The organism is Bradyrhizobium sp. Mp19, from assembly GCF_029952935.1.
In the GTDB taxonomy this organism is placed as follows: Bacteria; Pseudomonadota; Alphaproteobacteria; order Rhizobiales; family Xanthobacteraceae; genus Bradyrhizobium; species Bradyrhizobium elkanii.
In genome coordinates, this window is record NZ_JASAUT010000002.1 from 205,832 (window position 1) to 231,097 (window position 25,266).

At 65.1% G+C, this 25,266-nt stretch carries 31 protein-coding genes; 15 read left to right on the plus strand and 16 right to left on the minus strand.

Going from position 1 to position 25,266, the window contains the following annotated elements; genetic code table 11:
* Positions 1–325: 325 nt before the first annotated feature.
* Positions 326–1,321 (plus strand): LLM class flavin-dependent oxidoreductase, encoded by a 996-nt coding sequence (locus QJT82_RS03675; RefSeq protein ID WP_028344892.1) that lies wholly within the window; start codon positions 326–328, stop codon positions 1,319–1,321.
* An 18-nt stretch (positions 1,322–1,339) separates the two neighbouring features.
* On the opposite strand, the gene QJT82_RS03680 is transcribed toward QJT82_RS03675, so the two are convergent.
* Entirely contained in the window at positions 1,340–2,569 is a 1,230-nt protein-coding gene (locus QJT82_RS03680; protein ID WP_080687031.1) for a trypsin-like peptidase domain-containing protein, read from the minus strand.
* Positions 2,570–2,843: 274 nt separating this feature from the next.
* Here QJT82_RS03680 and QJT82_RS03685 point away from each other — a divergent pair, with 274 nt between their 5' ends.
* On the plus strand, positions 2,844–3,194 hold the full coding sequence (locus tag QJT82_RS03685) for a zinc ribbon domain-containing protein YjdM (protein WP_028344891.1): 351 nt from the start codon (positions 2,844–2,846) through the stop codon (positions 3,192–3,194).
* Positions 3,195–3,205: 11 nt separating this feature from the next.
* Here QJT82_RS03685 and panD read toward each other — a convergent pair whose 3' ends face one another.
* The 6 genes from panD to QJT82_RS03715 form a co-directional block, all read right to left on the minus strand.
* Entirely contained in the window at positions 3,206–3,595 is a 390-nt protein-coding gene (panD, locus tag QJT82_RS03690; RefSeq protein ID WP_051448199.1) for an aspartate 1-decarboxylase, read from the minus strand.
* 242 nt (positions 3,596–3,837) lie between these two features.
* Positions 3,838–4,140, minus strand: a complete 303-nt coding sequence (locus tag QJT82_RS03695) for a putative quinol monooxygenase (RefSeq protein WP_028344890.1) — start codon at positions 4,138–4,140, stop codon at positions 3,838–3,840.
* A 60-nt stretch (positions 4,141–4,200) separates the two neighbouring features.
* On the minus strand, positions 4,201–5,484 hold the full coding sequence (locus tag QJT82_RS03700) for a cystathionine gamma-synthase family protein (protein WP_028344889.1): 1,284 nt from the start codon (positions 5,482–5,484) through the stop codon (positions 4,201–4,203).
* A gap of 182 nt (positions 5,485–5,666) precedes the next feature.
* Complete coding sequence (locus QJT82_RS03705; RefSeq protein WP_028344888.1) at positions 5,667–5,927, minus strand: PepSY domain-containing protein; 261 nt, start codon at positions 5,925–5,927, stop codon at positions 5,667–5,669.
* A gap of 130 nt (positions 5,928–6,057) precedes the next feature.
* On the minus strand, positions 6,058–6,759 hold the full coding sequence (locus QJT82_RS03710; protein WP_028344887.1) for an ROK family protein: 702 nt from the start codon (positions 6,757–6,759) through the stop codon (positions 6,058–6,060).
* A gap of 495 nt (positions 6,760–7,254) precedes the next feature.
* Positions 7,255–8,193, minus strand: a complete 939-nt coding sequence (locus tag QJT82_RS03715) for a LysR family transcriptional regulator (RefSeq protein WP_051448190.1) — start codon at positions 8,191–8,193, stop codon at positions 7,255–7,257.
* 116 nt (positions 8,194–8,309) lie between these two features.
* Here QJT82_RS03715 and QJT82_RS03720 point away from each other — a divergent pair, with 116 nt between their 5' ends.
* On the plus strand, positions 8,310–9,113 hold the full coding sequence (locus tag QJT82_RS03720; RefSeq protein ID WP_028344886.1) for an alpha/beta fold hydrolase: 804 nt from the start codon (positions 8,310–8,312) through the stop codon (positions 9,111–9,113).
* 281 nt (positions 9,114–9,394) lie between these two features.
* Here the strand turns inward: QJT82_RS03720 and QJT82_RS03725 are convergent, their stop codons facing one another.
* Both QJT82_RS03725 and QJT82_RS03730 read right to left on the minus strand, forming a co-directional pair.
* The gene (locus QJT82_RS03725; protein WP_028344885.1) at positions 9,395–10,048 is read right to left on the minus strand and encodes an FMN-binding negative transcriptional regulator; all 654 of its coding nucleotides are present in this window, start codon (positions 10,046–10,048) and stop codon (positions 9,395–9,397) included.
* A gap of 86 nt (positions 10,049–10,134) precedes the next feature.
* Entirely contained in the window at positions 10,135–10,377 is a 243-nt protein-coding gene (locus QJT82_RS03730) for a hypothetical protein (RefSeq protein ID WP_028344884.1), read from the minus strand.
* A 702-nt stretch (positions 10,378–11,079) separates the two neighbouring features.
* Here QJT82_RS03730 and QJT82_RS03735 point away from each other — a divergent pair.
* The 7 genes from QJT82_RS03735 (at position 11,080) to QJT82_RS03765 (ending at position 14,341) form a co-directional block, all read left to right on the plus strand.
* Positions 11,080–11,253 (plus strand): hypothetical protein, encoded by a 174-nt coding sequence (locus QJT82_RS03735; protein WP_016840760.1) that lies wholly within the window; start codon positions 11,080–11,082, stop codon positions 11,251–11,253.
* Positions 11,254–11,263: 10 nt separating this feature from the next.
* A complete protein-coding gene (gene pdxY / locus QJT82_RS03740; protein ID WP_063607143.1) occupies positions 11,264–12,136 on the plus strand; it encodes a pyridoxal kinase PdxY in 873 nt (290 codons plus the stop codon).
* Positions 12,137–12,154: 18 nt separating this feature from the next.
* Positions 12,155–12,781 (plus strand): LysE family translocator, encoded by a 627-nt coding sequence (locus QJT82_RS03745; protein WP_028344883.1) that lies wholly within the window; start codon positions 12,155–12,157, stop codon positions 12,779–12,781.
* Positions 12,781–13,125: a tRNA-binding protein gene (locus QJT82_RS03750; protein ID WP_035634038.1), complete on the plus strand. Its 345-nt coding sequence runs from the start codon at positions 12,781–12,783 to the stop codon at positions 13,123–13,125. The genes QJT82_RS03745 and QJT82_RS03750 overlap by 1 nt, the downstream gene beginning before the upstream one ends.
* Before the next feature lie 139 nt (positions 13,126–13,264).
* Positions 13,265–13,495, plus strand: coding sequence for a hypothetical protein (locus QJT82_RS03755; protein ID WP_016840757.1), 231 nt, complete (start codon positions 13,265–13,267; stop codon positions 13,493–13,495).
* A 9-nt stretch (positions 13,496–13,504) separates the two neighbouring features.
* On the plus strand, positions 13,505–13,678 hold the full coding sequence (locus QJT82_RS03760; RefSeq protein WP_196238257.1) for a hypothetical protein: 174 nt from the start codon (positions 13,505–13,507) through the stop codon (positions 13,676–13,678).
* Between the two features lie 426 nt (positions 13,679–14,104).
* Positions 14,105–14,341: a hypothetical protein gene (locus QJT82_RS03765; RefSeq protein ID WP_028344881.1), complete on the plus strand. Its 237-nt coding sequence runs from the start codon at positions 14,105–14,107 to the stop codon at positions 14,339–14,341.
* A gap of 87 nt (positions 14,342–14,428) precedes the next feature.
* Here QJT82_RS03765 and QJT82_RS03770 read toward each other — a convergent pair whose 3' ends face one another.
* Positions 14,429–14,614, minus strand: coding sequence for a hypothetical protein (locus QJT82_RS03770; RefSeq protein WP_028344880.1), 186 nt, complete (start codon positions 14,612–14,614; stop codon positions 14,429–14,431).
* Between the two features lie 157 nt (positions 14,615–14,771).
* Between QJT82_RS03770 and QJT82_RS03775 the strand changes: the two genes are divergently transcribed.
* A complete protein-coding gene (locus QJT82_RS03775; RefSeq protein ID WP_028344879.1) occupies positions 14,772–15,500 on the plus strand; it encodes a class I SAM-dependent methyltransferase in 729 nt (242 codons plus the stop codon).
* Here the strand turns inward: QJT82_RS03775 and QJT82_RS03780 are convergent.
* The 3 genes from QJT82_RS03780 to QJT82_RS03790 form a co-directional block, all read right to left on the minus strand.
* Positions 15,497–15,676, minus strand: a complete 180-nt coding sequence (locus tag QJT82_RS03780; RefSeq protein ID WP_016840752.1) for a hypothetical protein — start codon at positions 15,674–15,676, stop codon at positions 15,497–15,499. The two genes, QJT82_RS03775 and QJT82_RS03780, sit on opposite strands and share 4 nt — an antisense overlap.
* A gap of 133 nt (positions 15,677–15,809) precedes the next feature.
* On the minus strand, positions 15,810–17,375 hold the full coding sequence (locus QJT82_RS03785) for a serine hydrolase domain-containing protein (protein WP_080687030.1): 1,566 nt from the start codon (positions 17,373–17,375) through the stop codon (positions 15,810–15,812).
* A 286-nt stretch (positions 17,376–17,661) separates the two neighbouring features.
* The gene (locus QJT82_RS03790; protein ID WP_155258849.1) at positions 17,662–18,243 is read right to left on the minus strand and encodes a septal ring lytic transglycosylase RlpA family protein; all 582 of its coding nucleotides are present in this window, start codon (positions 18,241–18,243) and stop codon (positions 17,662–17,664) included.
* A gap of 381 nt (positions 18,244–18,624) precedes the next feature.
* On the opposite strand from QJT82_RS03790, the gene QJT82_RS03795 reads away from it, so the two are divergent.
* Positions 18,625–19,716 carry a hypothetical protein gene (locus QJT82_RS03795; protein WP_051448188.1) on the plus strand — a complete coding sequence of 364 codons (1,092 nt, stop codon included), beginning with the start codon at positions 18,625–18,627 and terminating at the stop codon, positions 19,714–19,716.
* Between the two features lie 73 nt (positions 19,717–19,789).
* On the opposite strand, the gene QJT82_RS03800 is transcribed toward QJT82_RS03795, so the two are convergent.
* Complete coding sequence (locus QJT82_RS03800; protein ID WP_196238256.1) at positions 19,790–20,419, minus strand: L,D-transpeptidase; 630 nt, start codon at positions 20,417–20,419, stop codon at positions 19,790–19,792.
* Positions 20,420–20,594: 175 nt separating this feature from the next.
* On the opposite strand from QJT82_RS03800, the gene QJT82_RS03805 reads away from it, so the two are divergent.
* Entirely contained in the window at positions 20,595–20,978 is a 384-nt protein-coding gene (locus tag QJT82_RS03805; protein ID WP_016843931.1) for a hypothetical protein, read from the plus strand.
* A gap of 85 nt (positions 20,979–21,063) precedes the next feature.
* Here QJT82_RS03805 and QJT82_RS03810 read toward each other — a convergent pair whose 3' ends face one another.
* Positions 21,064–21,846: an SDR family oxidoreductase gene (locus tag QJT82_RS03810; RefSeq protein ID WP_028344875.1), complete on the minus strand. Its 783-nt coding sequence runs from the start codon at positions 21,844–21,846 to the stop codon at positions 21,064–21,066.
* Positions 21,847–21,880: 34 nt separating this feature from the next.
* The gene (locus QJT82_RS03815) at positions 21,881–22,471 is read right to left on the minus strand and encodes an NAD(P)H-dependent oxidoreductase (RefSeq protein ID WP_028344874.1); all 591 of its coding nucleotides are present in this window, start codon (positions 22,469–22,471) and stop codon (positions 21,881–21,883) included.
* 196 nt (positions 22,472–22,667) lie between these two features.
* Between QJT82_RS03815 and QJT82_RS03820 the strand changes: the two genes are divergently transcribed.
* Together QJT82_RS03820 and QJT82_RS03825 are read left to right on the plus strand one after the other, a co-directional pair.
* Positions 22,668–22,919 carry a hypothetical protein gene (locus QJT82_RS03820; RefSeq protein WP_028344873.1) on the plus strand — a complete coding sequence of 84 codons (252 nt, stop codon included), beginning with the start codon at positions 22,668–22,670 and terminating at the stop codon, positions 22,917–22,919.
* 165 nt (positions 22,920–23,084) lie between these two features.
* On the plus strand, positions 23,085–25,166 hold the full coding sequence (locus QJT82_RS03825; RefSeq protein WP_028344872.1) for a HAMP domain-containing methyl-accepting chemotaxis protein: 2,082 nt from the start codon (positions 23,085–23,087) through the stop codon (positions 25,164–25,166).
* The last annotated feature ends 100 nt before the right edge of the window (positions 25,167–25,266 follow it).

Here is a 25,266-nt window from a genome sequence, read left to right on the forward strand (position 1 = left end):
TACCCATCCTACGCTGCTGACCGCCGAAGCCATTGTGCAGCAATCGGCTGCCCGCACAATTTCGGAATAATGGAAAAATACCACCGATTTGCCCGACGCGTCAAGTCGTACTTCCGAGTGCCGGCGGCAACCTGCACCTTTGCATGGGGTTGTTTTCGATATTTTGGATGGGCAGCCCTGCTTCGTCGCTCGCATCAGGCGGATTGACCGGCATGGCGACCGCATCCATATGCATCTGCATGAACCGGCTGCTCCCCGCCGCTTCGCATCCACCTGGACACAGCCAAATACCATCGGCTCCCGTCCCTAACGTTCCGGAGTCGCCGTGGCCGCCCTCTCCATTCTCGATCTCGTCCGCGTCACCGAGGAAACCGACGCGCGCGGCGCGCTCTATAACGCGCGCGATGTCGCCGTGCATGCGGAGGCTCTCGGCTATCGCCGCATCTGGGTGGCGGAGCATCACAACATGGCGGGCATCGCCAGCGCCGCGACGTCGGTCGTGATCGGGCACATCGCGGCGGGAACCAAGACCATCCGCGTCGGCGCCGGCGGCATCATGCTGCCGAACCATGCGCCCTATGTCATTGCCGAGCAGTTCGGCACGCTGGCGCGGCTGTTTCCGGACCGTATCGACCTCGGTCTCGGCCGCGCGCCGGGCACCGACCAGCTCACGCTGCGCGCGCTGCGCCGCACGCCTGAATCCGCCGAGAACTTTCCGCAGGACGTGCTCGAGGTGCAGGCTTTCCTCGCCGCCGCCGGTCCCAACCAGCGCATCCAGGCGGTGCCGGCCGCCGGCACCGACGTGCCGCTGTGGATTCTCGGCTCGAGCAATTTTGGCGCGATGCTGGCCGGCGAGCTCGGCCTGCCCTACGCCTTCGCCTCGCACTTTGCCCCCGAGCTGCTGATCCAGGCGCTGCAGATCTACCGCGCCCGCTTCAAGCCGTCGGAGCAGCTCGACCGCCCCTACACCATGGTCGGCGTCAACATCATCGCCGCCGACACCGACGAGGAGGCACGGCGGTTGGCGACCACGCAGCAGATGTCGTTCACCAACATCTTCCGCGGCGCGCGCGGCCTCAGCCAGCCGCCGATCGACGACATCGAGAGCTACTGGTCGCCGTCGGAGAAAGTGCAGGCGATGCGGATGCTCGCGCGCTCCATCATCGGCTCGCCCGCGACGGTGCGCGCCGGCATCGACGCGCTGGTCGCGGAGACCGGCGCCGACGAGCTGATGATCGTGTCCGACGTCTATGATCACCAGAAGCGGCTGCGATCGTTCGAGCTGATCGCCGAGGCCGGCGGGATCACGCCGCAAACATAGCCTGCAGGATGGGTGGGATCACTTCGGCGCGCCGGCGGGCGCCTGCGACTGCGCGAGCTGGCCGAGCGTCACGCTCAGCGAATTCGGCGCATTGTCCCGCAGCATCGAAAGCTTGACCGAACTGCCCGGCGCTCCCGCATAGACCTTCTTGGTCAGCTCGTTGGCGCTCTTGATCGGCTCGTCATTGACCGAGGTGATCACGTCACCCCGCCTCAATCCGGCCTTCGCTGCCGGGCCGCCGGTCTGCACGCCGACCACGACCGCGCCGTGCAGATTGTCCGCACCTAAGCTTTCGGCAATGCCGGGGGTGATCGATTGAATCTGCGCGCCCATCCAGCCGCGCGTGACCGTGCCCTTGTCCTTCAGCTGCGGGATCACCGTCTTCACGGTATCCGCGGGTATCGCAAACGCGACACCGACCGAGCCGCCGGAGGGCGAGAAGATCAGACTGTTCACGCCGATCACATCGCCATGCGTGTTGAAGCTCGGCCCGCCGGAATCGCCGCGGTTGATCCGCGCATCGATCTGGACGAAATCCTCCGAAGACCCCGTCTCCAGATCGCGCGCACGCGCCGAGACGATCCCCGCAGTGACGGTGTTTCCGAGGCCGAATGAATTGCCGGCCGCGAGCACCCAATCGCCGGTGCGCGGCGGTTGATCCGCGAGCTTGACATAGCTGAAGTCGGTCCGCCCATCGACCTTGAGCAGGGCCAGGTCGCTGACCGGATCCTTGCCCAGGACCTTCGCCTTGTAGACCTTGTTGTCGCTGGTGCGGACATCGGCGCGGTCGCTGCCTCCGAGGACGTGATTGTTGGTCACCGCATAGCCGTCCGCCGAGATGAAGAAGCCCGAACCGATCGAGGTCATCTCACCCGACTTCGGCAGATTGCCCGGTCCACGCCTGCCGGGATTCGGAACAGCCCTCCCCGGCGCATCCTGATCGGGCAGGCCGTCCGGCCCGGAAGAGTCGCCTGGAGACTGGCCGGGAGAAGAATCGTCGTCATCCGCCGCAGCCACCTTGGCGTTGACGCCAATCACGGCCGGCCCGACCTTCTCCGCGAGATCGGCGAACTCGCCGGGACCACCATTGCCATGATCCGCGCGCGAATTCACCGGCTCTGCGTGGGCAAGACTTACGCTTACAAGGCTTGCGCTTACAAGGCTTGCGCTCGCCAGCGACGCCGACGTGAAGGCGGCGGTGACGAGCGACGTGCGAAGGCTGACGAAAGCCGGGTTTCTGTGATTCATCTTCCGCGTCCATGTTTGGGATCAGCCGATTGCTTCTGGATGAGTTGCCGGCCCGGACGCGACGATCAGTGAACCGTTCCCCGCAAGCACAGGGCCGCAATGCCGAGCGACGAACGGCAACGGATAGAGCGACAGACCGTTCCATCGGCATCCGCGGGTGGACGGGCGGCTCGCCACCTTTGCGCCCTTTTGCGCATCAAATCGCCGGGTTTTCGCTTGCTTTGGCCGCCTGTGCCCCTACGGTGCGCCCGCAACGACGGAGACGATCTCGACCATGGACGCCGCAATGAACTGCCCGAAATGCAATTCCGAGCATGCCTATCAGGACGGCGCTCTCTGGGTCTGCCCGGAATGTGCCCATGAGTGGAGCAGCGATGCGGCCGCGGCCGCCGAGACCGCGCAGCAAGCGGGCGTGCGTGATGCGCACGGCAACCCGCTGACGGACGGCGACAGCGTCATCGTGATCAAGGACCTCAAGGTCAAGGGCTCGTCGTCGGTCGTCAAGGGCGGCACCAAGGTCAGGAACATCCGCCTCACCGAGGGCAGCGACGGACACAACATCGCCTGCAAGATCGACGGCATCGGCGCGATGAATCTGAAATCGGAGTTCGTCAAGAAGGCCTAGCGCAGCCCGGCTTACGCGTCCGCCAGGGCTTTCGCCGGCGAGGCGGCAGCCTTCGCGATGTGCCGGTTCTCGTCGTCGACCAGCACGACCCGCGGATGAAACTTGCGCGCCTCGTCGGCGTCGAAGCTGGCATAGGCGACGATGATGACCTTGTCGCCGGCCATGGCGAGCCGTGCGGCCGCGCCGTTGAGGCCGATGGTGCCCGATCCCGCCGGCGCCTCGATCACATAGGTCGAGAAGCGCGCGCCGGTGTCGATGTTATAGATGTCGACGCGTTCATTGATGAGGAAACCGGCGGCCTCGATCAAATTGCGGTCGATCGAAATCGACCCCTCGTAATGCAAGTCCGCTTCGGTGACGTGCGCGCGATGAATCTTGCCCTTCATCAAAGTCACTTGCATGGAGACCATCCCGTATCGTTGCGTCGGAATTTTCCGCGCCGCCAATAACGGCGCGCCGCTTCCGCGTCAACGTTGTCCGGGTGTACGCTCGCTTCAAGCGCAGTTCCGCCGCGATGGGTTTGTCCTGAAACCGCCGACCGCGCCGGTCTGCAATGCTCCATGCCGCCCAAATCGGAGAATGAATGCGCTGCGGCGAAGCCTTTCCGGAGCAGGCTATTATTTATGACCCAGCGACCAGCGCCCTACTCCCGCTTGCTCGCAATCTCGTTCGCCAAGACCACGATCACCTCGCCGTCGAGGATCGGCTTTGCGACCTCAAAGAACCGCGCCACGGCCGGCGAATTGTTGTGCCGGTCCATGGCCGCCTGATCCAGGTATCGCTCATACGTCGAAAATATCCGGGGACTGTCGACATCCTGCGAGACGTAGTAGCCGACGGTGGACGGCTCGTTGGCGCGGACATGCTCGACGACGTCGAGCAACGCCCGACGCATCGCCGCCTCGTGGCCCTTCTTCGCGCGGATGATCGCCGTAATCGCTAGCATGCACTCTCTCCGGAATTGGTAGCCCGTTCGCTCGACCCATCCTACACGGTTTTGACTCGCTCACACCCTGCTCAATGCCTGTGCGATGTCGGCCACCAGGTCGGACGGATGCTCGATCCCGATCGAGAGCCGGATCGTCGAATCCAGCACGCCGATCCGCTTGCGGATATCGGCCGGCACGCCGGAATGCGTCATGGTGGCCGGCAGGCTCGCGAGCGACTCGGTGCCGCCGAGACTGACCGCGAGCTTGAAGATCTGCAGCGCGTTGAGGAATTTCTCCGCCGCTTGCTGCCCGCCGACGATGTCGAACGAGAAGGTCGAACCGGCGCCGCTGCTTTGGCTCGCGAACACGCGCCCCGCGGGGGACGCCGGATCGTGATGGCCGAGATAATGCACCTGCGCCACCTTGGGGTGATCGCGCAGATAGTCGGCGACGATCCGCGCGTTGCGGTCGGCCTTTTCCATGCGCAGGCTGAGTGTTTCCAGCGAACGGCTGATCATCCAGCAGGAATGCGGATCGAGCTGGGTTCCGATCGCGCCGCGCAGCGCCTTGATGTCCTTCATCAGCTTCTTCGAGCCGAGCGCCGCGCCCGCGATCAGGTCGGAATGGCCGCCGACATATTTCGTCAGCGAGTACAGCGAGAGATCGGCGCCGTGCTCGATCGGCCGCTGAAACACCGGCCCGAGCAGCGTGTTGTCGCAGGCGATGATCGGCGTATGGCCCTGTGCCTTGCCGATCGCGTCGGCGATGCGCCGCGTCAGCGCGATATCGACCAGGCCATTGGTCGGATTGGCCGGCGTCTCGATGAAGATCATCGCGACACGGCCCTTCTTCATCGCCTCGTCGGCAGCGGCGCGGATGACACTCTCGTCGAGGCCGTCGGCAAAGCCCACGGCGTGAATCGAGAAGCCCGCCAGCGTCCTGGTGAACAGCGTCTCGGTGCCGCCATAGAGCGGCTGCGAATGCAGGATCACGTCGCCGGGCCGCGCGAAGGCCAGCACCGTGGTCGAGATCGCCGACATGCCTGAGGAGAACAGCGCGCAGCTCTCGGTGCGCTCATAGATCGCAAGCCGGTCCTCGACGATCTCGCTGTTTGGATGATTGAAGCGCGAATAGACCAGCCCCGCCCCCATGCCTTCCGGAGGCTCGCGCCGGCCTGCGACAAAGTCGAAAAAGTCCTTGCCGTCCTCGGCGGTGCGGAACACGAAGGTCGAGGTCAGGAACACGGGCGGCTTGACGGCGCCCTCCGACAGCTGCGGATCGTAGCCGTAGTTCAGCATCTGGGTTTCCGGATGCAGCAGGTGATTGCCGATATGGGTTTTGGACGGAAACGGTTTTGTCATGGCCGGTCTCCTGTTCACGGGCCGCCGCGCTGGCGGCGATTCCCGGAATGATGGGACCAGCATACCCCAGCTTTATGCCATTCAGCCAAAGCACGGCATCAGACAGTTCTGGATAACGAACGGCCGGCGTGCGCCCTGCTCCGCCGGCCGTTCCGAATGTCACGCAGTGGTGAAGACGCCGGCTACCAGCCGCGATCCACGTTGCGCACCTCGCCGGTCCGCGCATCGACATCGACCTGCATCCAGCGGCCGAGGCGGTCACGCCCCTCGATCTCCCACTCGTCGCCGAGGAACTGGGTGTTCGACACCGTCACGATGCCGAGATTGGTCGCGACGTCGAGCGCGGCCTCCATCGAGATCTGGCTGCCGGAATCGTAGGCCATCGCCGGCGTCGCCGCGCCGATCGCCAGGGCCGCGATCGCGGGAATAATGAAACTTCGCATGGCTCACTCCTCATGGAACGGGATGTTATGCCGCATAAAACGAGCGGCGCACCCGAACAGTTCCGACAACAGGGGTGACGAAGCAGCGCGAAACTTCGGCAGTTGCGGCAATTTGGTGGCGGTTCCGGTTTCATCGACGCGCGCTGCTCGCCTTGCGCGCTCTCTTCTTCCACATTCGAAATCCGCCCTCGAACGCGTTGGCGTTGTCGCCGAACCTCACCTTGGGCGGCGGGTTGTCGACCTTGTCGGCATTGCCGCCGCCGAGCACGATGTACTCGGGCTCCAGCGCGGCGGACAGCCGCGCGATGACGTCGTCGACGCTCTTGCGCCATTTCTTCCGGCCGCGGCGCTCGAGACCCGCGGCGCCGACATAATCCTCGAACGTCGCGCCCTTGCGGTACGGCAAATGACCAAGCTCCATCGGCTCGTAAACGCCGTCCACGATCATCGCGGAGCCGAGGCCGGTGCCGAGGCCGAGAAACAGCATCCGGCCGCCCTGATAGCTGCCGATCGCCTGCATCAGCGCATCATTGACGACCCTGGTCGGGCGGCCGAACGCGTGGTGAAAATCGAAGCCGGCCCAGCCGCGGCCGAGATTGTGCGGCTCGGTCAGCGGACGATTGTGAACGACGGGTCCGGGATAGCCGACCGAGATCACGTCATAGGACCAGTCCTTGGTCAGCAACTTGACCTGCCGCACCATCTCGGTCGCGGACAGCGTTGGACCCGACTCGAATTCGCGCTTGACGCGCTCCTTGTCGGTCATGACCTTCACATGCGTACCGCCGACGTCGATCGCCAGCACGGTGCGGTGCGACGCGGGCCTTTTCATTTTCTTGCTGGTCTTCTTGCCTGCCTTGTTGGCCATCGATCCGCTCTCTGGTGCGCAGCGAGTGGAGCAGAGAAACGCATCGCGCGCCACAGCGACGTTCTGCATCTGACTCCAATTTGTTCGCGAGGAACGAATCGGAATCGAGAAAATCGGCGCGATCCAGACGTTAACAACGCATATACATCGACCGCATCCAAACAATCGATGTTGTATCATGATGGGATTATTGCTCTCGGCGCGGAACATCGCGGCGCATTTCAAGCGCACTGCGTTCTCCTGCATCACTGGTCGAGCGATGAGTCGCACCACGGCCACGTTCCCGATCCGACTCCAGTTTGTTCGCGAGGAACGAATCGGAATCGAAAAATCGGCGCGAAGCGATTCTTAACAAGACGTTCGCGTGACTTCGATGCCGCGGCACTTTGTACGGCGGATGAGCGCAAGCGTAATCGGCATCCATCGACGACATCACTGCGGCGGATTACGCCGCACCAATTATCGGCCGCGCCTTGCGCGGACCGGCTGGCCACCCCGCCCTGCACGCTGAGTGAGCCGCCAGCTTTTGAGGTGAAACCAGAGCGCTTCGGCGACCGGTCCATGAGAATGTTGACGATGGCGGATGGCCGCCAAATTTTCCTCGCGGCCCGGAAAATTCGGTCCGGCGATGCTGATCAGCCTGCCGTCCCGCAGCTCGTCCTCGATCAGCCATGCCGGCAGATGGCCCCAGGCGAGACGATGCAGGATCAGCTCCTTCTTCATCATCTGGTCCGGCACGCTGCACTGATGCGCACCATCGATCAGGAAGAAGTTTTCCGACGACGGTCGCAGCGCCGTGTCGCGGATCACGCACTGCGTGAAGGGGCGCATTTGCTCCGGCGTGACCTTCTTCGTCCACGCAAATGGCAGAAAGCCGGGAGCGACAACCGGCACCATGGCCGCGGTCGAGAGCTTGATCTGTTCGAAGCGCGGATCGGACGGGTCCGCGCGATGAAACACCAGATCGGCGTTATCATCGATCAGGCGCTCGAGCGGTCCGCCGACCGCCTCATATTCCAGGTGCAGGCGCGTGTTGGGATAGCGGGCAAAGAACCCGGAGAGCATCTGCAGGACCGGCGGCCGCGGGCACAGATCGCCGATGACGATGCGCAGGACGACCTCTTCTCCGCCGGCAAGCTGCTCCGCATAGCCCTGCAGCAGCTCGAGCTCGCGCAGCGTCACCTGCGCGCGTGCGTGAAACGTCCGGCCGGCATCCGTCAGCCCGATGCGGTATCCGCTGCGATCGAACAGCGTGAGGCCGAGCTGCTGCTCGAGCCGGGCGACCGCCGCAAACACCGAGGGGTGCGACCGGTTCAGCGCTGTGCCGGCGGCCTGAAAGCTTCCCTTGGTCGCGACGGCGTCGAAGCAGCGCAAATCGTGGAGCTTGATCCGATCCATTGTTCATAAAACCTACAAAGATTGATCAATCTTAGTAATTTTTCTTCGAAGGCGCGAGTCCTAGCCTGACTCGACGCGAAGCCTGCCGGCTTCCACCAGCACGAGGGACTGACGGGATGAGCGCCAATCGACACTTCACCACGGCGGATGGCTGCCGGATTGCGTACCGTATCGACGGTCCCGACGATCGGCCGATGCTCGCGCTGTCGAACTCGATCGCCACCAACCTGCACATGTGGGATCGTTCGATGCCGGCCCTCAGCCGGTCGTTTCGGGTGCTCCGCTACGACACCCGCGGTCACGGCGGGTCGGACGCGCCGGTGGGCGCCTACTCGATGGACCGGCTCGGCTGCGACGTGGTCGAGCTGCTCAACCACCTCGCGATCGATCGCGCGCATTTCCTCGGTCTGTCGCTCGGCGGCTTTGTCGGGCAATGGCTCGGCATCTTCGCGCCTGACCGCATCGATCGCCTGATCCTCTCGAACACCTCGTCCTATCTGGCGTCGGAGCTACCGTTCGACGAACAGATCCGCGCGGTGCTCGCGGCCACGGACATGAATGGAATCGCAGACGGCTTCATGCGCAACTGGTTTCCGGCGGCGATGCTGGCTGCACCGAACGACATTGTCGACGAGTTCCGCAACATGGTGCTGACCACGCCGCCGCGCGGTCTCGCCGGATGTTACGCGGCACTGCGCGACGTCGATCTCCGCCGCGTCATCCCGCTGATTGCGGCTCCGACCCTGGTGATCGGCGGCGAGAGCGACACCGTCACGCGGGCCAGCCACAGCGCTGATATCGCCGCGACAATCACCGATGCCAAGCTCGTTCTGCTGCCCGGCGTTCACATCCTCAATATCGAGCAGCCGGATCGATTCAACAGCGAGGTCGTGAGCTTCCTTGCGCTCTCCGCCAGATGACTGCGTAGCCCGGATGAGCGAAGCGACATCCGGGACCGCTCCAAGAGTACGCGATCGAGCCCCGCATATCGCTTCACTCATGCGGGCTACAGGGATCATGCACCACACGTTCCCCATCCGACTCCATTTTGTTCGCAAAGAACGAATCGGAATCGAACAAATCGGCGCGAATCGAATCTTAACAACACGTTGCAGATTTGATTCCGATCGGCTCTGTAGGCGGATTAGCGCAAGCATAATCCGCCCTCTGCCGCGTTCAGACAACGCCGGGTTACGCGGAGCTAACCCGCCCTCGCGATTCCCTCATATTCAAGCTCCGGCCGCAGCGCGCGCATCTTCTCCGCAAGCCTGTGGCTTGACGTCTCCTCCGCATGCGCCAGCCGGTTGACCAGCGCGACATAGTCCGCATCGCTCTTGTGCTGGTTCAGCTTTGACTGGCCCTCGATCTCGTCGACGACGATGTCGATCACCCTGATCCCCGCCAGCATCGCTTCGCGCTTGCCGGGCTCCATCTGCGTCAGGCCCCAAGGCTGCTTCGGCAGCCGCGCCTCGGACGCCGCGAGCAGCGCGTCGCCGTGGCCGCGGTTCACGTCGTGCTGGCGCAGATGCGCGACGCCGGACAAATGCACCGCCTCGTAGAGCCAGGTCGAGACATTGTCGGGTGAGACATACCAGTCGTTCGAGATGTAGGCGTCGTCGCCGGAAACGATCAGGAGGAAGCGCCTGACACCGTCGGCGAGCTCGACCAGCGGATTCTTTGCGGTGAGATGGATCTGCACGATCACGCGCTCGTCGCGGCGCTCGATCACGAACGGCACATGGGAAGCGTGCGGGCCGCGCGCATCGGCGGCGACGATCGCGCCGAAGCCGCGCGCCGCCGCAAAGGCGAGCGCGCGGTCTTGCTCGATGCGGAACTGGGGACGGAGGATGTGCATGGCGGCGGCGCTCGCGAGCTGGAGGGAGACGACCCAGCAAGGCTAGCGCAACTTTCGCCGGAGATCACCGCCATGCACGATCCGGCTCAGCAGATCATGGCATTGTCGCCGTGATCGCAGACGCCGCCGGGCTGGTCCCGCGGCAGCGCCTCGGACTCGCCGAAACGCGGGACCGCCATGCGCGGCGGACCACCGCTCCAGCGGCCGGCGGCGGCATGGCTCTTCACGAGCGCGGATGGGCCCGCCGCCGGCACTTCGTGTGCCATAGCCGACGCCGTCAGCATGGCGAGCGCGGTCAGCGCGGCCGCAACCTGTTTGATCCTGGACATCAGTTGCTCCTGTTGGATTCGGCACGCCGGCGCATTGTTCGCCGCCCGCCGATCGGTTCGCGCTCACATCATGATCGATCGCTCTGCCGTCTTATTCCGACGCCATGAGGCAAGCGTTTGGATGCAGGACAGTCCACCCGAGCATCTTCTTCCACGTCGATCCGACACGATCGGTTGATCGCGGCGTGACAGACGAGGTCCCGACGCAAACCCGCAAATCAAACCCGGACGGCTGCCTGCGACAAAACAGCCCGACGGGCAACTCAGCAAAACCTCTCAATCTCAAAATAAGAAAATATTCCGCTTGCTGACCCATGGGTGCGATCGGCACCCGGCTTTCCCTGCGCCCTCTGTTCGAAAGGGGGCGGAACGAAGAGCAAAGCTCGGGCAAAACATGTCGCGAGAATGCGGATGTAGGACTCGCAGCGAACCACACATTCGATGTCGTCCCGGCGAAGGCCGGGACCCATAACCACCGAAGGCGATTGTTGCGCGAGGCTGCGGCCACAGCTTTCCTCACCAACCCAATCCCGGGGTTATGGGTCCCGGCTTTCGCAGGGACGACGATGTGGAAAAACGCGGGCTCGGACTATCACCGTCGTGCTGAGGAAGCCGCGCAGCAGCCGTGTCCGCCGTTGAACTGACGGCAACTAGCAGGTTACGCTGCCTCCGACCTCACGCCCTCCCGCTGGAAGGATCCCCATGAACGGCAATCGATATTATGGCGTCCGCGTCGAGGGCGCGAAATACGGCGTGGGGTTCGGCTCGGCGCTGGCGATCGCGATCTCCTACACCAAGAACCATTCGATCCTGTGGGCGATCATTCACGGTATCCTGGGCTGGCTCTACGTGATCTACGCCGCGCTGTTCGGGTGAAGCGGAACCCATGACCGTCATCTCGATTCAGTCACAGGTCGCCTGGGGCCATGTCGGCAACAGCGCCGCCACCTTTCCGATCCAGTTGCACGGTATCGACGTCGTCGCCGTGCCGACCACGCTGCTCAGCAACCGGCCGGGCTATCCGACGATCCGCGGCCGGGTACTCGACGTGCAATTGGTCGCCGACCTGCTGCGCGGCATCGAGGAGCGCGGCGCGGTCGAGGCCGCGCGGCTGATCCTGTCGGGCTATCTCGGCTCGGCCGACATCGCGATGGATGTCGCCGACTTCGTCGCCCGCGCCAAAGCGGAAAACCCGGCCCTGCTCTATTGCTGCGATCCCGTGCTCGGCGACCGCGACCGCGGCATGTTCGTGCGATCGGACATTCCGCCGCTGGTGCGCGACGAGCTCTGCCCGCTCGCCGACATCATCACGCCCAATCATTTCGAGTTCGAATTCCTCTGCGGCGCACGCGTGACGACGATCGATGACGTCATCGCGCAGGCGAGCACGCTGATGGCGCGGGGACCTGCGACCGTCGTCATCACCAGCGCCGAGCTGGCCGGCACCCCGCGGAGCGAGATCGAGACGCTGGCGATCGAGCGCACGCAATCCGACAAGACCTATGCCTGGCGCGTGCGCACGCCGCGGGTTCCGATCAACCCGTCCGGTACCGGCGACCTGTTCGCCGCGCTGTTCGTCGCCGCCCGCGCGCGCGGCCTGGCGACGCCGGATGCGCTCAGCCACGCCGCGTCAGGCATCCACGGCGTGCTGGAGCGCACGGCGCAGAGAGGAACCGAGGAAATGCGCATTGTCGAAAGCGCCGGCGTGATGCTTGATCCGAAGCCGCGCTTCGCGGCAGTCGCCGTCGCCGCATCCTGACATCCGGGACAGGTCTTCATGATCGACATCACCACCCTCCTCACCTACGCCGCCGTCGTGCTCGGCCTGTTCCTGATCCCCGGGCCGGCGGTGCTGCTGGTGCTCGCGCGTTCGGTCACCGGCGGAGCGCGCGTCGGCGTCGCGACCGGGTTCGGGATCGCGCTCGGCGATCTCGTCCACACCGCGATGGCGACGTTCGGCCTGTCGGCCGTGCTGATGACTTCGGCGCTGGCGTTCTCGGTCGTGAAATATGCCGGCGTGATCTACCTGATCGTGCTCGGCGTCCGCGCCCTGTTCGAGAAGAACGACGAGCTGGATTTGCCGGCGGCGCAGCCGGTCGACCCGCGCCGCGCGTTCCGGCAGGCGATCTGGGCGGAAATGCTCAATCCGAAGACCGCGCTGTTCTTCCTCGCCTTCCTGCCGCAGTTCGTCCACCCCGGCCACGGCTCGGCGGTTGCGCAGTTCGCGACCCTCGGCCTGATCTTCGTCGTGATGAGCGCGGTCTACACCTCGCTGCTCGCGCTCGCCGCCGGCCAGATCAGCCCGTGGATCCGGCGCCATCGCCGCATCGGGCAGTGGCAGGGCCGCGTGGTCGGCACGATCTATATCGCGCTCGGCGTCCGCCTCGCCTTCCAGGAGCGCTGATGCCCCCGCTCAAGCCGCAAGCCACGTATGACGACTTCGCCCGCCTCGATATCCGGATCGGCAAGGTCGTCGAGGTGCAGCCGTTTCCGCGCGCCCGCAATCCGTCCTACAAGGTCGGCGTCGATGTCGGCGCCGAGCGGATCATGTGGTCGAGCGCACAGATCACGAATTACGAGCCGGCGGTGTTGGTCGGCTCGCTGGTCGTGTGCATCTGCAATCTCGGGCCGAAGAACATCGCGGGTTTCACCTCGGAACTCCTGATCCTGGGCGCCAAGGACGCCGACGGCCAGGTGATCGTCCTCGGTCCGCGCAGCGAGGTTGCGCTCGGCGAGCCGATCTTCTGAGGCCGCCCCGATCACGGCCGCGTGATTCAAATCGTCTGGATTCCCCGTAGTTTACCGATGGGGGATCACCCGGATTCTCAGTGCCCTCGCGCGCTGCTATTTCAGCGCACGAGAATCGCTTCGGCATGGGAATCGGAAGATGTCTGCAGTTTTCTTTCACTGCTCCGACGACAAGCACGTCATCCTGGATCGCACCGGCGCCGCGATGGATCTGGCGGAGGCGCGCTTGTATGCGGAGCAGCTGGCGCGCAGCTACGTGATGACACCGAGCGTGGAAGACTGGCGCAACTGGGCGGTCCACGTCACCGACGACATCGGAACCGAGATCTTCGAGCTGCCATTCACCGCCATCCTCGGCGAGCTGCACTGAGGGCATGCCATGAATGCGATGGAACTTGCCCTGCGGCCGCTGCGGCGCCACCTCGCCTACCTCATCGCGCGCTGCGTCGCGCTGTTCGATGGCGTCATCAATCCCTATCGCCCCGAACTGTACTACATGCGCGGACCAGGCCCGAAATGCCGCGCCCGGCGGCAAGCTGCACTGCGCGACTAGAGCATTTTCGGTTCTGATTGAATCAGAACCGAAGCTCTAGCTTGTTGTTTGGACGCGTTTTCTTCACGCGAACCGGCGTCCACTTCGCTCGAAAACGCCATAGCTCCGCGGCATCAACAACGAGAAAAGGCCGGCGGGCGTTACGCCACCGGCCTTCTCCTGCAGCTGCCGGTTCCCGGAGTCCGGTTCCGCTGCGATTCCACTTGGTCTTGAGCTTGCGACGACTGTTTTAATCAAATCTTAACGGCATGGCGGTGAGCTAGATCCTAGGATTCCTTCGTCGTGCGGCGTGGCTTGTTCGTTCATCGTGCTTGATGCGCTGCACATCGTTTTTGCGCCGATCGCACGCCGATTGTGCGCCACGCATCTTAGGGAATGCTCGACTCAGTGTTACCCTGTGATGCAAACCGAAACGGAGACTTCGGAATGCCGTACTACACCTTCGATCTCGTGGTGGGGGACGAGTTCCGTAATCAAGGAACCATCATCCTCGAAGACATCAGCCTCGCCTCCGACCGCGCCGACCAGCTCGCCAACGAGCTGTCGCAGGTCAAGCCGGAGCTGAAGGCGCGCGGCTGCGCGGTGCGCGTCACCGACATCGACCGGCGTGAGCTCTACCGCACGCCGCTCGATCCCGTGCCGCGGTGGCGCACGGCGGGCTAGGGTCCGTCGGTTAGATCTGCGGCGATCGCGCTCGCGCGATCCCAGTGTCCTGTTGCGCGGCGGCGGCGACGTCTGCTCTGCCCGCCGTCAGCTTTGATGCGGTCCGCGCATCATCTTCAGCGCGTCCTCGATATGGCGCCAGTCGCGCGCGTCGTCGGTCTCGCCCTTGCTCTCGCAGGCCACGGCGTTCTGCGCGGCCTGGGCGATCGCCTCGGGGCCGTGCTTCAACAGCATCTGCCGCGCGATGGTGTGGATTTGCATCTCGCCTAACATGGCGCTCTCCTCGGCTGTCGACTGCTGACATCAGAAACCACTGAGCGCCGCGTCTGGTTCCAGCAGCGCGCCGGGCGCGCCACAATCAGCGGTTCCCACGCGGCGCGGCGGCGGTTACAGAGAGACGGATTCCGTTGCTACCAGGGTTGCCGCAGCCATGGCGCAGAACATCTACGAAGATCCCGGCTTCTTCGCCGGCTACAGCCAGTTGCCGCGGCAGGTCCGAGGACTGCTCGGCGCGCCCGAATGGCCGGCGATCCGCGCCATGCTGCCCGATGTCGCGGGCAAGCGCGTGGTCGATCTCGGCTGCGGCTTCGGCTGGGTGTCCCGCTGGATGCGCGAGCAAGGCGCATCCGACGTGCTCGGCATCGACCTCTCGCAAAACATGATCGCCCGCGCCGCGGCCATGACGCAGGATGCGGCGATCACCTACGAGATCGCCGACCTCGAGACGCTGGAGCTGCCGAAATCGACCTTCGATCTCGCCTACTCCGCCCTCACCTTCCATTACATCAGGGACTTCGACCGCCTGGCGCGGATGCTGTATCGCGCGTTGGTCCCGGAGGGGCATCTGGTCTTCACCATCGAGCACCCGGTCTACATGGCGGCCGCTCATCCGGACTGGGGGCAGGACGAAGACGGCCGCAAGACCTGGCCGGTCAACCGCTACTTCATCGAGGGCGAACGCCGGACGGACTGGTATGTGAAGGGCGTGCTGAAATATCACCGCACCATCGGCACCACGCTCAACGCGTTGATCGGCGCCGGCTTCACGCTGCGCCATGTCGAGGAATTCTCCCCGACACGTGAGCAGGTCAAGGCGATGCCCGAACTGGCCGACGAGCTCGAACGCCCGATGATGCTGCTGGTGTCAGCGCAGCGCTAGGCCGCGAGCAGCTTGTCGAACTCCTCGGGCGGGTATGATTTCCCGTCCTTGTCGGTGATCACCACCTGCCATCCCTCGCTCGCCCAGACCTTGGCCTTGGCGATGATGATGAAGGTGCTCTCGCGCTCGATCCTGACCGTTTCGTTCTCGCGTTCTGCGATCATCTTGTAGGTCAACGCTTGTCCCCTCGCCGACTTGGTCGATCCGGCGATTTGTTGGCAGCGGCTTTGGGCCGGATTTCGCTGTGACTGTGACAATTTGATGGAAGCGCCGGCGCAAGATGCGGCAGCGCGCAATTTGCGGTCGCGCCTAGGCGAGCTTTCCCATCAAGGTCGGCATATCCAGCGCCAATGAGTTGACGTTGACGCTGCGCGCGAACCGCATCTGTGGTCCCTCGAAGGTGCAGGTCACGGTGTCGCGAAACGCCGATTCCACGAAGGTCCAGGTCATCACGAAGGTGCGGAGGTCGCGCCAGGTGCCGCTCGCGACCACGCGCATCACGTCCGGCTGGTACTCGTGATGCAGCTTGTTGCCGGTCATCGTCGTGGTGCCTTCGCGCGGCGCATCGAGACCGACCTCGATCCGGTGCGTGCCTCTGCCGTCCTCGAGCGTGAAGGTGCAGGTCTTGTCGGCGAAGCCGAGATTGACCGATTTGATCGCGTCGGCATTGTCAGGCATGTGCCAGGTCTTGCCGGAAATCTGCGCTGCGACCGGCGACGAGCCCGGCACCAGCACCGGCAGCAATTGCAGGGCCGCCGTCCGCGCCTTCAGCTTGTCGGCGTCGGCATCGTTGTTCGCCGCGGCACCGGCGAACATCGCCGGGAAATGACGGAATACCAGCTTGTTGAAACCGCTGCGTTGCGGAATGCCGGCGGTGATCGCGAGCACCGCATTGTGCCTGGGAAACACGAAGCTGAGCTGGTCGAACAGGCCGTCGGCATAGAACGTCTCCGGGCCAATCCACCATTGATAGCCGTAGGTGTCCTTGACGTGGGGCTGCTGCACCGCCGCCACCCAGTCGGCGGGCAGCACCTGCTTGCCGTCCCATAGGCCGTTCTGCGCATGCAGGATGCCGAGCTTGAGGCAATCGACCGTCTTCCAGCTGAGGCCATTGGCACCCGGCGAGATGCCCTCCGGCCCGACCGGCCATTCATAGCCTGAAATTCCAAGCGGATCGAAAAGCCGCGGCTTCAGATAGTCGGCCACGGCCTCCCCGGTCGTCTTCGTGACGATCGCGGACAGCAGATACGTCGCGGCCGAGGTGTACACCCATTTGGTGCCGGGCTGGTAGACGACCGGGATCTTGAAGAACTCCGCGACCCAGCTGGTCTTGATCGGCCGCCACGCCGAGCCCGAGGTCATCGACGCGTGGCCGGTGCGCATGGTCAGGAGATCTTCGACCGTCATCGCCGCGAGCTTGTCGTCGACGACAGGCGGCAGCTTGTCCTTGAAGAACGAGACCGCCTTGTCCTGAAGGCCGAAGCGCTTGTCGGCGATCGCAAGCCCGACGGCGCAGGCGGTGACGCTCTTGGTCAGCGAATGCATCATGTGGTTGCGATCGGCGCGGTACGGCGACCACCAGCCCTCCGCGACCACCTTGCCGTTGCGCCAGAGCATGAAGCTGTGCAGCTCGTAGCCCTGGCGGTCGACCTCGTCGAGGAAATCCAGGATCGCCGGTGGCGCGATGCCCTGCTCGTCCGGCCGGCCGCGCGACAGTCCGTCGGCAAACGCGGCCGCTGCCTGCGCCTTCGTCATGCCGAGCCGCCCGTCAGGCGCCAGCATGACGGCGGCGCCGCCCAGGAACAGCTGCAATGCCCCACGCCGTGACGGCCGACCCAATGCGAAGCCGTCAGTTTCTTGATTGTTGCTTGGCATGGCCGCCCTCCAAAAGCAGAACGGAGGTTATGGCGACGGCTCGCCCTGTCAACGCATGCGGCGCGCATGGCGGCCACAAGAAAAACCCCGCCCTGGAGGGACACCAAGGCGGGGAAGGTTCATTGGGTAGAAATCCACGCGCCTGGAAATGGAGAGCGCGGGGAAGTAGCGGCAACAATTCTATTTGCCGCCGTCGTTCGGACAACAGGATTAAAGCGCGCGCAACGCCGGGACTTTTTCCCGATCGAACCGGCAAAAATCCCGAACCTGGCTTGCGCCACGCTGTTCACTGCACCACGTCGAGCCTGACATTCGTGATGCCCTTGCCGATCATGCCGAGCGATTGCGCCGCAGAATGCGAGACGTCGACGATGCGCCCGGGGACATAGGGTCCGCGGTCATTGACGCGCACCGTGACCGAACGGCCGCTCTTGACGTCGGTGACGCGCAGCCTGGTGCCGAACGGCAATGTCGGATGCGCGGCGGTCAGTTCGCGCCCGTCGAACTTCTCGCCGCTCGCGGTCGGCTGCTCCTCGCTGTAGAAGCTCGCGACACCATGCGAGGCGATCTTGCTGTCGCCGGTCCTGCGCGAGGCATAAGGCGTATGCTTGCGCGCCGTGGCGATGCGCGTGCGCGTGGCAGATGACGCGGCCCGTGCCGGCTCGATCGATACGGGCCGGCTCGCGAGCGCCTGCGAGCGCTGGCTGACAACGGAGGATTGCGCACACGCCGCGAGCGACGCCGCGCCGATCATCACGGCAAGCAGCCGGAGCGGCTTTCGGGCATGCGCAAACGGGATCGGGGCCGCAGCACCATGCGCGCTGCATCTGACGCCGACGTACGAGATGACTGCATCGTCGCGTGACATTGTTGCACCCCCAACTTGCGCCCCAGCCCAAGCCGAAAATCCAACGGCCTATCAGCCGAATCCAATCGGGGCGGAACGGTGGCGGGGCGCGGTCAGACGTGTCGCGCGCGACACGATTTCCCCTCGGCTGTGGTGGATGCGCCACACAACCCAGGGAGCTTTCATCCGGAATGCAATTCGGGGGCGCTGCGCGAGAGGATGTGGACGTTCGTGCCCTTCGTCCCCGGCTTGGGTTCCCGAAACTCCCCAACCTCTCCACCCTCTCGCCTTGCTTTGGTCAAACCGGACTGGAGTCGTGGGGATCGGGTCAGGGGTCAATACAGAGCGTAAATTTGCCGGCCGCCCAGTTGCGGTTGACCTTGGAATGAAACGGGGACCGCCATGCAATCGACACTGAAAGACGCAGATCCGCACGATATTTTCGCGATCGAACCCAGCTTCGCTCCGGTACGTCCGGACAACGCCGTCGCGCCTGCCGGAAGGGCAGCGCCGGGGCAGCGCGAGCCCTATTTCGGCCCGAGCCTCGCGCCTACGTCCGCGGCCGCGGCCGTCGCCTCGGTGCCGCCGGTCACGCCCATGTCAGTGGCGCCGGAGCCGCCGGCCGAGCCGGCCTATAGCGCGCCAAGCCATAACGGCCGAATGGACGACATCAGATTGGACCGCGCACCGCGCCCCACCAGCAAATGGGCGATCCGCGCCTTCTGGTTCTGCTTCGCGATTGCCGGCGCCATGGGTACCGCGGCGTGGCAGCACTACGGCGATCGCGCCAAGCAGATCGCCGCCGAGTGGGCACCCCAGATCGCTCAACTGACCTCGCTGATCCCGGGCAAGTCCGTGTCCGCGTCCGACCAGGCGAGCGCGCCGGCCGTGCAAGCGGCGACCACCGATCAGCCGGCAGCTGAAGCCGCCCCCGCCACTCCGCCACAGGACGTCGCCACGGCCGCACCCGCCGCAACTGCGTCCGCCCCCGCCGCAGCACCGGCTGCCGCGGCCGCTCCGGTCGCAGCGGCTGCGCCGGTCGCACCTAGTGTCCCGGCGGCGCCTGCAGGGGCACCCGACCAGACGCAGTTGCTGCAATCGATGGCCCGCGATCTCACGTCGATGGGACAGCAGATCGAGCAGCTGAAGACCAGCATCGATCAGCTCAAGGCCAGCCAGGATCAGTTGGCACAGCGCGTCGCGAAGACGACCGAGACCAGGGCCGTCGAGCCGCGGCCGGTCGCTCCGCCGCGCCCGCGCGCCGCGGTCACGCCACAGGCGGCGCCGCATGCCGCAGTTGCACCGCCGCCGGTGCGCCGGCCGGCGCAGGCCTATATCCCGCCGCCTCCGCCGCCTGCATCAGCAGCACCGCTGCCGGCGCCCGCCGCCGCCCCGCAGGCGGTTGCGGCACCGCGGCCGGTGCAGCAGCAGTCCTCGGTTGTTGACGCGGACGATGGCGGCCCGGTGGTTCGGCCACCGATGCCGCTGCGCTGAAGCCTGCTGACCGGTACAAAAGCGTGCGGCCGATCGCGATGACGCGATCGGCCGCAATACGTTCGTATTCGAATTACGCGCTCTGTCCCGGCGGCAGCACCACCACGGTCGCGCCCGGCTTGACCCGCTGATAGAGGTCGATCACGTCGCCATTGGTCATACGAATGCAGCCCGACGAGATCGCCTGCCCGATATATTCGGGCTGGTTGGTGCCATGGATGCGATACAGCGTGTCCTTGTTGCCTTGGTAGAGGTAGATGCCCCGGGCGCCGAGCGGATTGGCCGGTCCACCGGCGACACGCTTCGGATACGGCCCGAGCCGCTCCTGGATATCCTGGGTCGGAACCCAATCCGGCCATTCGGCCAGGCGGCCGACGGTGGCGACACCGGAGAAGGCCATCGCCTCCTCGCCGACGGCGACGCCGTACCGGATCGCCTTGCCGCCGGGCAGCACGTAATAGAGGTAGCGCGCGTCGGTATCGACCAGGATCGAACCCGGCTGCTCCCGACGGGTGTACTCGACAATGTGCCGCTGGAACTGCTGCGGGATCTTGGCATCCGCATAGGGCGGATGCGCCAGCAATTGCCGATCGCGCGACGTCATCGCGACATCCGTCGCCGGCGATAGCGTCGCCTGCATGCAGCCGCCAAGTGCAAGCGATCCCAACAGCACCGCAGCAAGCCCCAACTTTGACACGATCATTCTCCCCTGCGTGAACTTGTGCCACATGCTGCCGAAATCGTGCTTAAATCGTGGCAGCGCAGGTTGGAACACGTCTGTTTGATCGGTTCTTTCCGTGAGTGTGTCCTACCGGTTGCACTCGGTTCCCTTGGACGCTAGCCTCACAAAAAACGTGCAAAACCTCCGGAGGAAATTCATGCGTTACGCTCTGCTGATCGGCGGCCTGATTGTCGCAGCAACCCCTGCCCATGCCGATCCGCGCGCGGCCTATGTCACGATGGTGCTGCAGGCCTTTGCCGCCAAGGTCGAGTGCCCCGGCACCGATCTGGTCTATCAGGACCTCGTGCAGCGGGCGCAGGACATGCATCTGCCCGACGGCACCACCGAGAAGGTGCGCAAGGCGATCGCCTTCATGCATACCGGCGGCAAGATGGGCGAGAAGCAGGCCGACGACCTGATGACGGAAGTCGCGATCGCGACCCAGACCACCGACCTCGATCAGCGCCGCGCCGGCAGCATGACGACCTGGTGCCAGGACCAGAAGACGCGGCTTGCGGGTTACATCAGGACGAAGGAATAGAAAGCGTTTTCGAGCGAAGCCTGTCCCGCACTTGATGCGGGATGGGCACCGGTTCGCGTGAAGAGAACGCGTCAGACGAAAATCCTCAATCGAGCTCCGGCGGCGCGAACCAGTTGGTCAGCGACAGGCCGCCGTCGACCACGATCGACGCCCCGGTGACGTAACCGGAGAGCTTGTGCGAGAGCACCGCAAGCGCCATCGGCGCGAGATCGTCCGCTTGGCCAAGCCGTCCGAGCGGAATGTGCTTTGCCAGCGCGGGATCGGCGACAAAGCCGCCGGCCGCGATCGCGCCGGGCACCAGCGCATTGACGCGGATGCCATAGCGGCCCCAGCTCTTGGCAAGCTCCTTCACCAGCATCGCCATGCCGGCCTTCGCGGTCGAGTAGTGCGGCAGGTTGCGCGGCGTGCCGGCATGCAGCGAGGTGAGCAGAAGGAACGAGCCCGGCGTCTTCGATGCGATCAGCCTGCGCGCCAGTTCGCGCGACAAATGAAAGCCGGCATCGAGATTGACCGCATGCATCTGCCGCCAGATCTCGTCATCGACGGCCATCGCATGATCGGCTTCGCGGCGCGGCGGCGAAGCGCTGTGAACGAAATGGGTCACCTGCCCGACTGTGGCTTGCGCATGCGCCAGCAGGGCGTCGCACGCCGCGCGCTGCGCGAGATCGCCGGCCCACGCGACCGCGAGTTCGGGATGCGGCGCGGCCTTGATCGCCGCCAGAACCTTGTCCTCATGCAGATCGGCAAACACCGTCCGCACACCCTCGCCGACCAGGGCCTGCGCAATGGCGCGGCCGATGCCGTTGCCCGCGCCGGTCACCAGGGCTGTCTCGCGCGCGGGATCGAACGGCGATGTGAAGAGGCTCATGATCGCGAAACTCCCGGGATTGGCAGACCTGCCCTCAGTATGGCGGCGCCTTGCGCGCCCGCTGTGCCTTGGCGGCTTCGATCCACCAGGAAAAATCGTCGGCAAAGCGCGGAAAGGCGCGTTCGAGCGCCTTGCCGGCCTCGCCGATCGGCTTGCCCTCGGCCGACAGCGTCTGCGCAATCGGTCCAGCACCGATCGTGCTCGATATCACCACCATGCCCATCTCGGACAGCGTGCCGTGCCAGGCGGTCGCGGCGCGGACGCCGGCGAACCGCCCCGCCGAATAGCTTGCGATCGCCGCGGGACGCCAGAACCATTCCTCGAGGAAATGGTCGGTCAGGTTCTTCAGCCCGGGCTGGATGCCCCAATTGTATTCGCCGGTGACGAACAGGAAGCCGTCGGCGTCGCGGATTTTTCCGGCGAGTGTTTCGAGCACGGCCGGTGCCTGCCCCTTGGGATGTTCCTTGTACATCCGGTCGAGCATCGGCAAGCCGACTTCCTTGGCATCGATCAACTCGACCTCGTTGCCGCGCGCACGAAGGCCGTCGACGACGAAATGTGCAAGCCGGATGCCCATGCGATCCGAGCGATAGGAGCCGTAGAACACGAGAATGCGGTGGGTCATGACAAGCCGATCCTAGCACGGTGCGGCAACAGCGTCCTGCGGTGCGGCGCGCGACGCGCCGCCGCGCACAAGTGTTAACCGGCCTTCCGGCCCGTTTCGCCGGCATTAAGCAATTCGTCGCAGGCCCTTCGCTGTGGCCAAAAATCGCCAGATTTCTTTTCTGGATATGTTTTCGCTTCGAGAAGGAGGAACCGACATGCGGATCGCAAAGCTGGTTTTCGCAGGCTCGCTCGCAGCCATCGCTGCCGTTGCCGCGCCTGCGCTGGGCAAGAGCACCGAGCGGCAGAAGGCCGACGAAAAATCCACCACCACCACGTCGTCCGGCTGCCAAGCCTACCAGCAGGCCGCCGACGGCACCTGGAACCAGCTCCCCTGCGGCGAAGCGGGCTCGAACGGCGCCACCCAACATCGCCCCGCGGCCAAGGGCGCTGACGACGACGAGCACTGACGTGTCACGCCCTGCCGCCACGCGCGGCCGGGCGACGTGGCACCTTCGACTTTCGGACCAAACGGCCGGGACCGTTGCGGCGGCTCCCGCATCATAAACCCAAGCTTAATGCACGCCCGCTACGGTTGAGGCCTCCCCTCTCTCGTCAAGAATGGCGCGCATCCCATGAAAATCGGTACTCTCCTGACGGCCGCGATCGCCTCATTGTCCGCGGTCGGCGGCGGACTGGCGGCCTATGTCGCGGTGACCAAGTACCAGACCATGGACAAAGTCTCGACCGCGCAGAGCCGGCTCGAAATCGTCCGCGCCGTCGGCGACATCCCGCGCTACATGAACTCCGAGCGCGGCATGTCCACCAACCTCTTGTTCAGCACCGGCGCGATCGACCAGAAGCAGGTCGCCGATCTCGACAAGCTGCGCAAGCTGACCGACGGCGCGCTCGCCAAGGTCAATCAGGTCCGCACCATGCTGCCCGGCTCGCTCGACGACGGCGAAGCGGTTGCGAGCGCGATCGATGCGCTGAAGGCCAAGTTCGCCGCGCTCCGCGACGCCATCGAGAAGGCGATCGCAGGTCCGGTCGACGCCCGCCGCCCGGCGGCAACCAAGATCGTCGCCGACAATTCCGTCTTCAACGCCGGCGTCACCGTGCTGCTCGACGAGCAGGTGCGCCGCCTCGCCGGCCTTGACGGCAACGCCTACCGCCAGGCCAGCTACGCCAATGTGGCCTGGACGCTGCGCGACACCGGCGGCCTCAATGCCAGCCTGCACAAGGCGCTGGTCGGCGCCAAGCGCGTCGCGACCGAACAGGAAAAGCTGGAGCTGTTCCGCAGCACCGGCCGCACCGAGCAGATCCTCTCGACGCTGCAGGAGTTGCGCAACAATCCGGCGACATCGGCCAATGTCCTGACGGCGCTGGGCAAGATGCAGGCCGACTATGTCGAGCGTTTCGGCAAGGCCCTGAAGCTCGCCAAGGAAGGCGCGATCTCCGGCAAGTATGAGCAGGACGTCGAGACCTACTATGCCGAATCTCAGATCGGCCTCGCCTCCATCATCACCGTGCGCGACGCGTTCTACGAGAATGCCGAGCAAGGCCTTGCGAGCGCCTATTCGTCGGCGCGCTTCAGCTTCGTGGTGGCGCTGATCGGGCTGCTCGCGGTCGTTGCCGTCAGCGCCGGCCTGATCGTCATGGTCCGCCGCCGCATCCTCAACCCGATCGCCGCCCTCACCGGCCGGATGTCGCGCCTTGCCGCGGGTGAAGTCGCCGAGACGATCCCGGGCGCCGCGCGCAAGGACGAAATCGGCGCGATGGCCGCCGCCGTGCAGGTGTTCAAGGACAACAAGATCGAAGCCGATCGCCTCGCTGCCGAGAAGGAAGCCGAGAACGACGTCAAGATGCGCCGCGCCCGCGTGCTCGACGACCTGACCCGCACCTTCGAAGCCAAGGTCACCGAACTGGTCGGCGGATTGTCCGCGGCATCCTCGGTGATGGAGGAGACGGCGCAATCGATGTCGGACACCGCCGCCGCCACCAACCGCCAGGCCGCCGTCGTGGCCGCGGCATCCGATCAGACCTCGACCAACGTGCAGACGGTGGCGAGCGCGACCGAGGAGCTGACCTCCTCGATCTCGGAGATCGCCCGTCAGGTCGCGACCTCGACCGAGATCGCCGCGCGGGCGGTCGACCATGCCCGGCGCACCGGCGACACCGCGCGCTCGCTGGCCGAGGGCGCGCAGAAGATCGGCGACGTCGTGACGCTGATCCAGAGCATCGCGGCACAGACCAATCTGCTCGCGCTCAACGCCACCATCGAGGCGGCCCGCGCCGGCGAGGCCGGCCGCGGCTTCGCCGTGGTCGCGTCCGAGGTGAAGTCGCTGGCCGGCCAGACCGCGAAGGCGACCACGGAGATCTCCGAGCAAATCACCGCGATCCAGACCGCGAGCGACGAGACCGTGACGGCGATCCGCAGCGTCATCGACGTCATCACCGAGATCGACCAGATCGGCACCGCGATCGCCGCCGCGATCGAGGAACAGGGCTCGGCGACCAAGGAGATCTCGCGCAGCGTTCAGGAAGCCGCGCGCGGCACACAGGAGGTCAATTCCAACATCTCCGGCGTGCAGCGCGCCGCCGATGACACCGGCGGCGCCGCGAACCAGGTGCTGGGCGCGGCCGAACAGCTCTCGACGCAGTCCAAGGACCTCGCCGGCCAGGTCAACCGCTTCCTGTCCGACGTGCGGGCTGCGTAGCCGAGGGCACGCCGCGATCGCGGGACGGCCACGGTACTGTCTACGTCATTGCGAGCGAAGCGAAGCAATCCATCATGCCGCATGTGGAGGCATGGATTGC

Coding starts and splice junctions, on each gene's coding strand:
- QJT82_RS03715 (WP_051448190.1), bottom strand. CDS start 8,193: ATGGATCGGATCAAGCTCCACGATTTGCGCTGCTTCGACGCCGTCGCG.
- QJT82_RS03785 (WP_080687030.1), bottom strand. CDS start 17,375: ATGCCAAGCAACAATCAAGAAACTGACGGCTTCGCATTGGGTCGGCCG.
- QJT82_RS03710 (WP_028344887.1), bottom strand. CDS start 6,759: ATGAAAAGGCCCGCGTCGCACCGCACCGTGCTGGCGATCGACGTCGGC.
- QJT82_RS03735 (WP_016840760.1), top strand. CDS start 11,080: ATGAACGGCAATCGATATTATGGCGTCCGCGTCGAGGGCGCGAAATAC.
- QJT82_RS03770 (WP_028344880.1), bottom strand. CDS start 14,614: ATGTTAGGCGAGATGCAAATCCACACCATCGCGCGGCAGATGCTGTTG.
- QJT82_RS03755 (WP_016840757.1), top strand. CDS start 13,265: ATGTCTGCAGTTTTCTTTCACTGCTCCGACGACAAGCACGTCATCCTG.
- QJT82_RS03705 (WP_028344888.1), bottom strand. CDS start 5,927: ATGCGAAGTTTCATTATTCCCGCGATCGCGGCCCTGGCGATCGGCGCG.
- QJT82_RS03720 (WP_028344886.1), top strand. CDS start 8,310: ATGAGCGCCAATCGACACTTCACCACGGCGGATGGCTGCCGGATTGCG.
- QJT82_RS03760 (WP_196238257.1), top strand. CDS start 13,505: ATGAATGCGATGGAACTTGCCCTGCGGCCGCTGCGGCGCCACCTCGCC.
- QJT82_RS03725 (WP_028344885.1), bottom strand. CDS start 10,048: ATGCACATCCTCCGTCCCCAGTTCCGCATCGAGCAAGACCGCGCGCTC.
- QJT82_RS03825 (WP_028344872.1), top strand. CDS start 23,085: ATGAAAATCGGTACTCTCCTGACGGCCGCGATCGCCTCATTGTCCGCG.
- panD (WP_051448199.1), bottom strand. CDS start 3,595: ATGCAAGTGACTTTGATGAAGGGCAAGATTCATCGCGCGCACGTCACC.
- QJT82_RS03745 (WP_028344883.1), top strand. CDS start 12,155: ATGATCGACATCACCACCCTCCTCACCTACGCCGCCGTCGTGCTCGGC.
- QJT82_RS03775 (WP_028344879.1), top strand. CDS start 14,772: ATGGCGCAGAACATCTACGAAGATCCCGGCTTCTTCGCCGGCTACAGC.
- QJT82_RS03820 (WP_028344873.1), top strand. CDS start 22,668: ATGCGGATCGCAAAGCTGGTTTTCGCAGGCTCGCTCGCAGCCATCGCT.
- QJT82_RS03815 (WP_028344874.1), bottom strand. CDS start 22,471: ATGACCCACCGCATTCTCGTGTTCTACGGCTCCTATCGCTCGGATCGC.
- QJT82_RS03790 (WP_155258849.1), bottom strand. CDS start 18,243: ATGTCACGCGACGATGCAGTCATCTCGTACGTCGGCGTCAGATGCAGC.
- QJT82_RS03795 (WP_051448188.1), top strand. CDS start 18,625: ATGCAATCGACACTGAAAGACGCAGATCCGCACGATATTTTCGCGATC.
- QJT82_RS03685 (WP_028344891.1), top strand. CDS start 2,844: ATGGACGCCGCAATGAACTGCCCGAAATGCAATTCCGAGCATGCCTAT.
- pdxY (WP_063607143.1), top strand. CDS start 11,264: ATGACCGTCATCTCGATTCAGTCACAGGTCGCCTGGGGCCATGTCGGC.
- QJT82_RS03765 (WP_028344881.1), top strand. CDS start 14,105: ATGCCGTACTACACCTTCGATCTCGTGGTGGGGGACGAGTTCCGTAAT.
- QJT82_RS03750 (WP_035634038.1), top strand. CDS start 12,781: ATGCCCCCGCTCAAGCCGCAAGCCACGTATGACGACTTCGCCCGCCTC.
- QJT82_RS03700 (WP_028344889.1), bottom strand. CDS start 5,484: ATGACAAAACCGTTTCCGTCCAAAACCCATATCGGCAATCACCTGCTG.
- QJT82_RS03680 (WP_080687031.1), bottom strand. CDS start 2,569: ATGAATCACAGAAACCCGGCTTTCGTCAGCCTTCGCACGTCGCTCGTC.
- QJT82_RS03810 (WP_028344875.1), bottom strand. CDS start 21,846: ATGAGCCTCTTCACATCGCCGTTCGATCCCGCGCGCGAGACAGCCCTG.
- QJT82_RS03800 (WP_196238256.1), bottom strand. CDS start 20,419: ATGATCGTGTCAAAGTTGGGGCTTGCTGCGGTGCTGTTGGGATCGCTT.
- QJT82_RS03730 (WP_028344884.1), bottom strand. CDS start 10,377: ATGTCCAGGATCAAACAGGTTGCGGCCGCGCTGACCGCGCTCGCCATG.
- QJT82_RS03805 (WP_016843931.1), top strand. CDS start 20,595: ATGCGTTACGCTCTGCTGATCGGCGGCCTGATTGTCGCAGCAACCCCT.
- QJT82_RS03695 (WP_028344890.1), bottom strand. CDS start 4,140: ATGCTAGCGATTACGGCGATCATCCGCGCGAAGAAGGGCCACGAGGCG.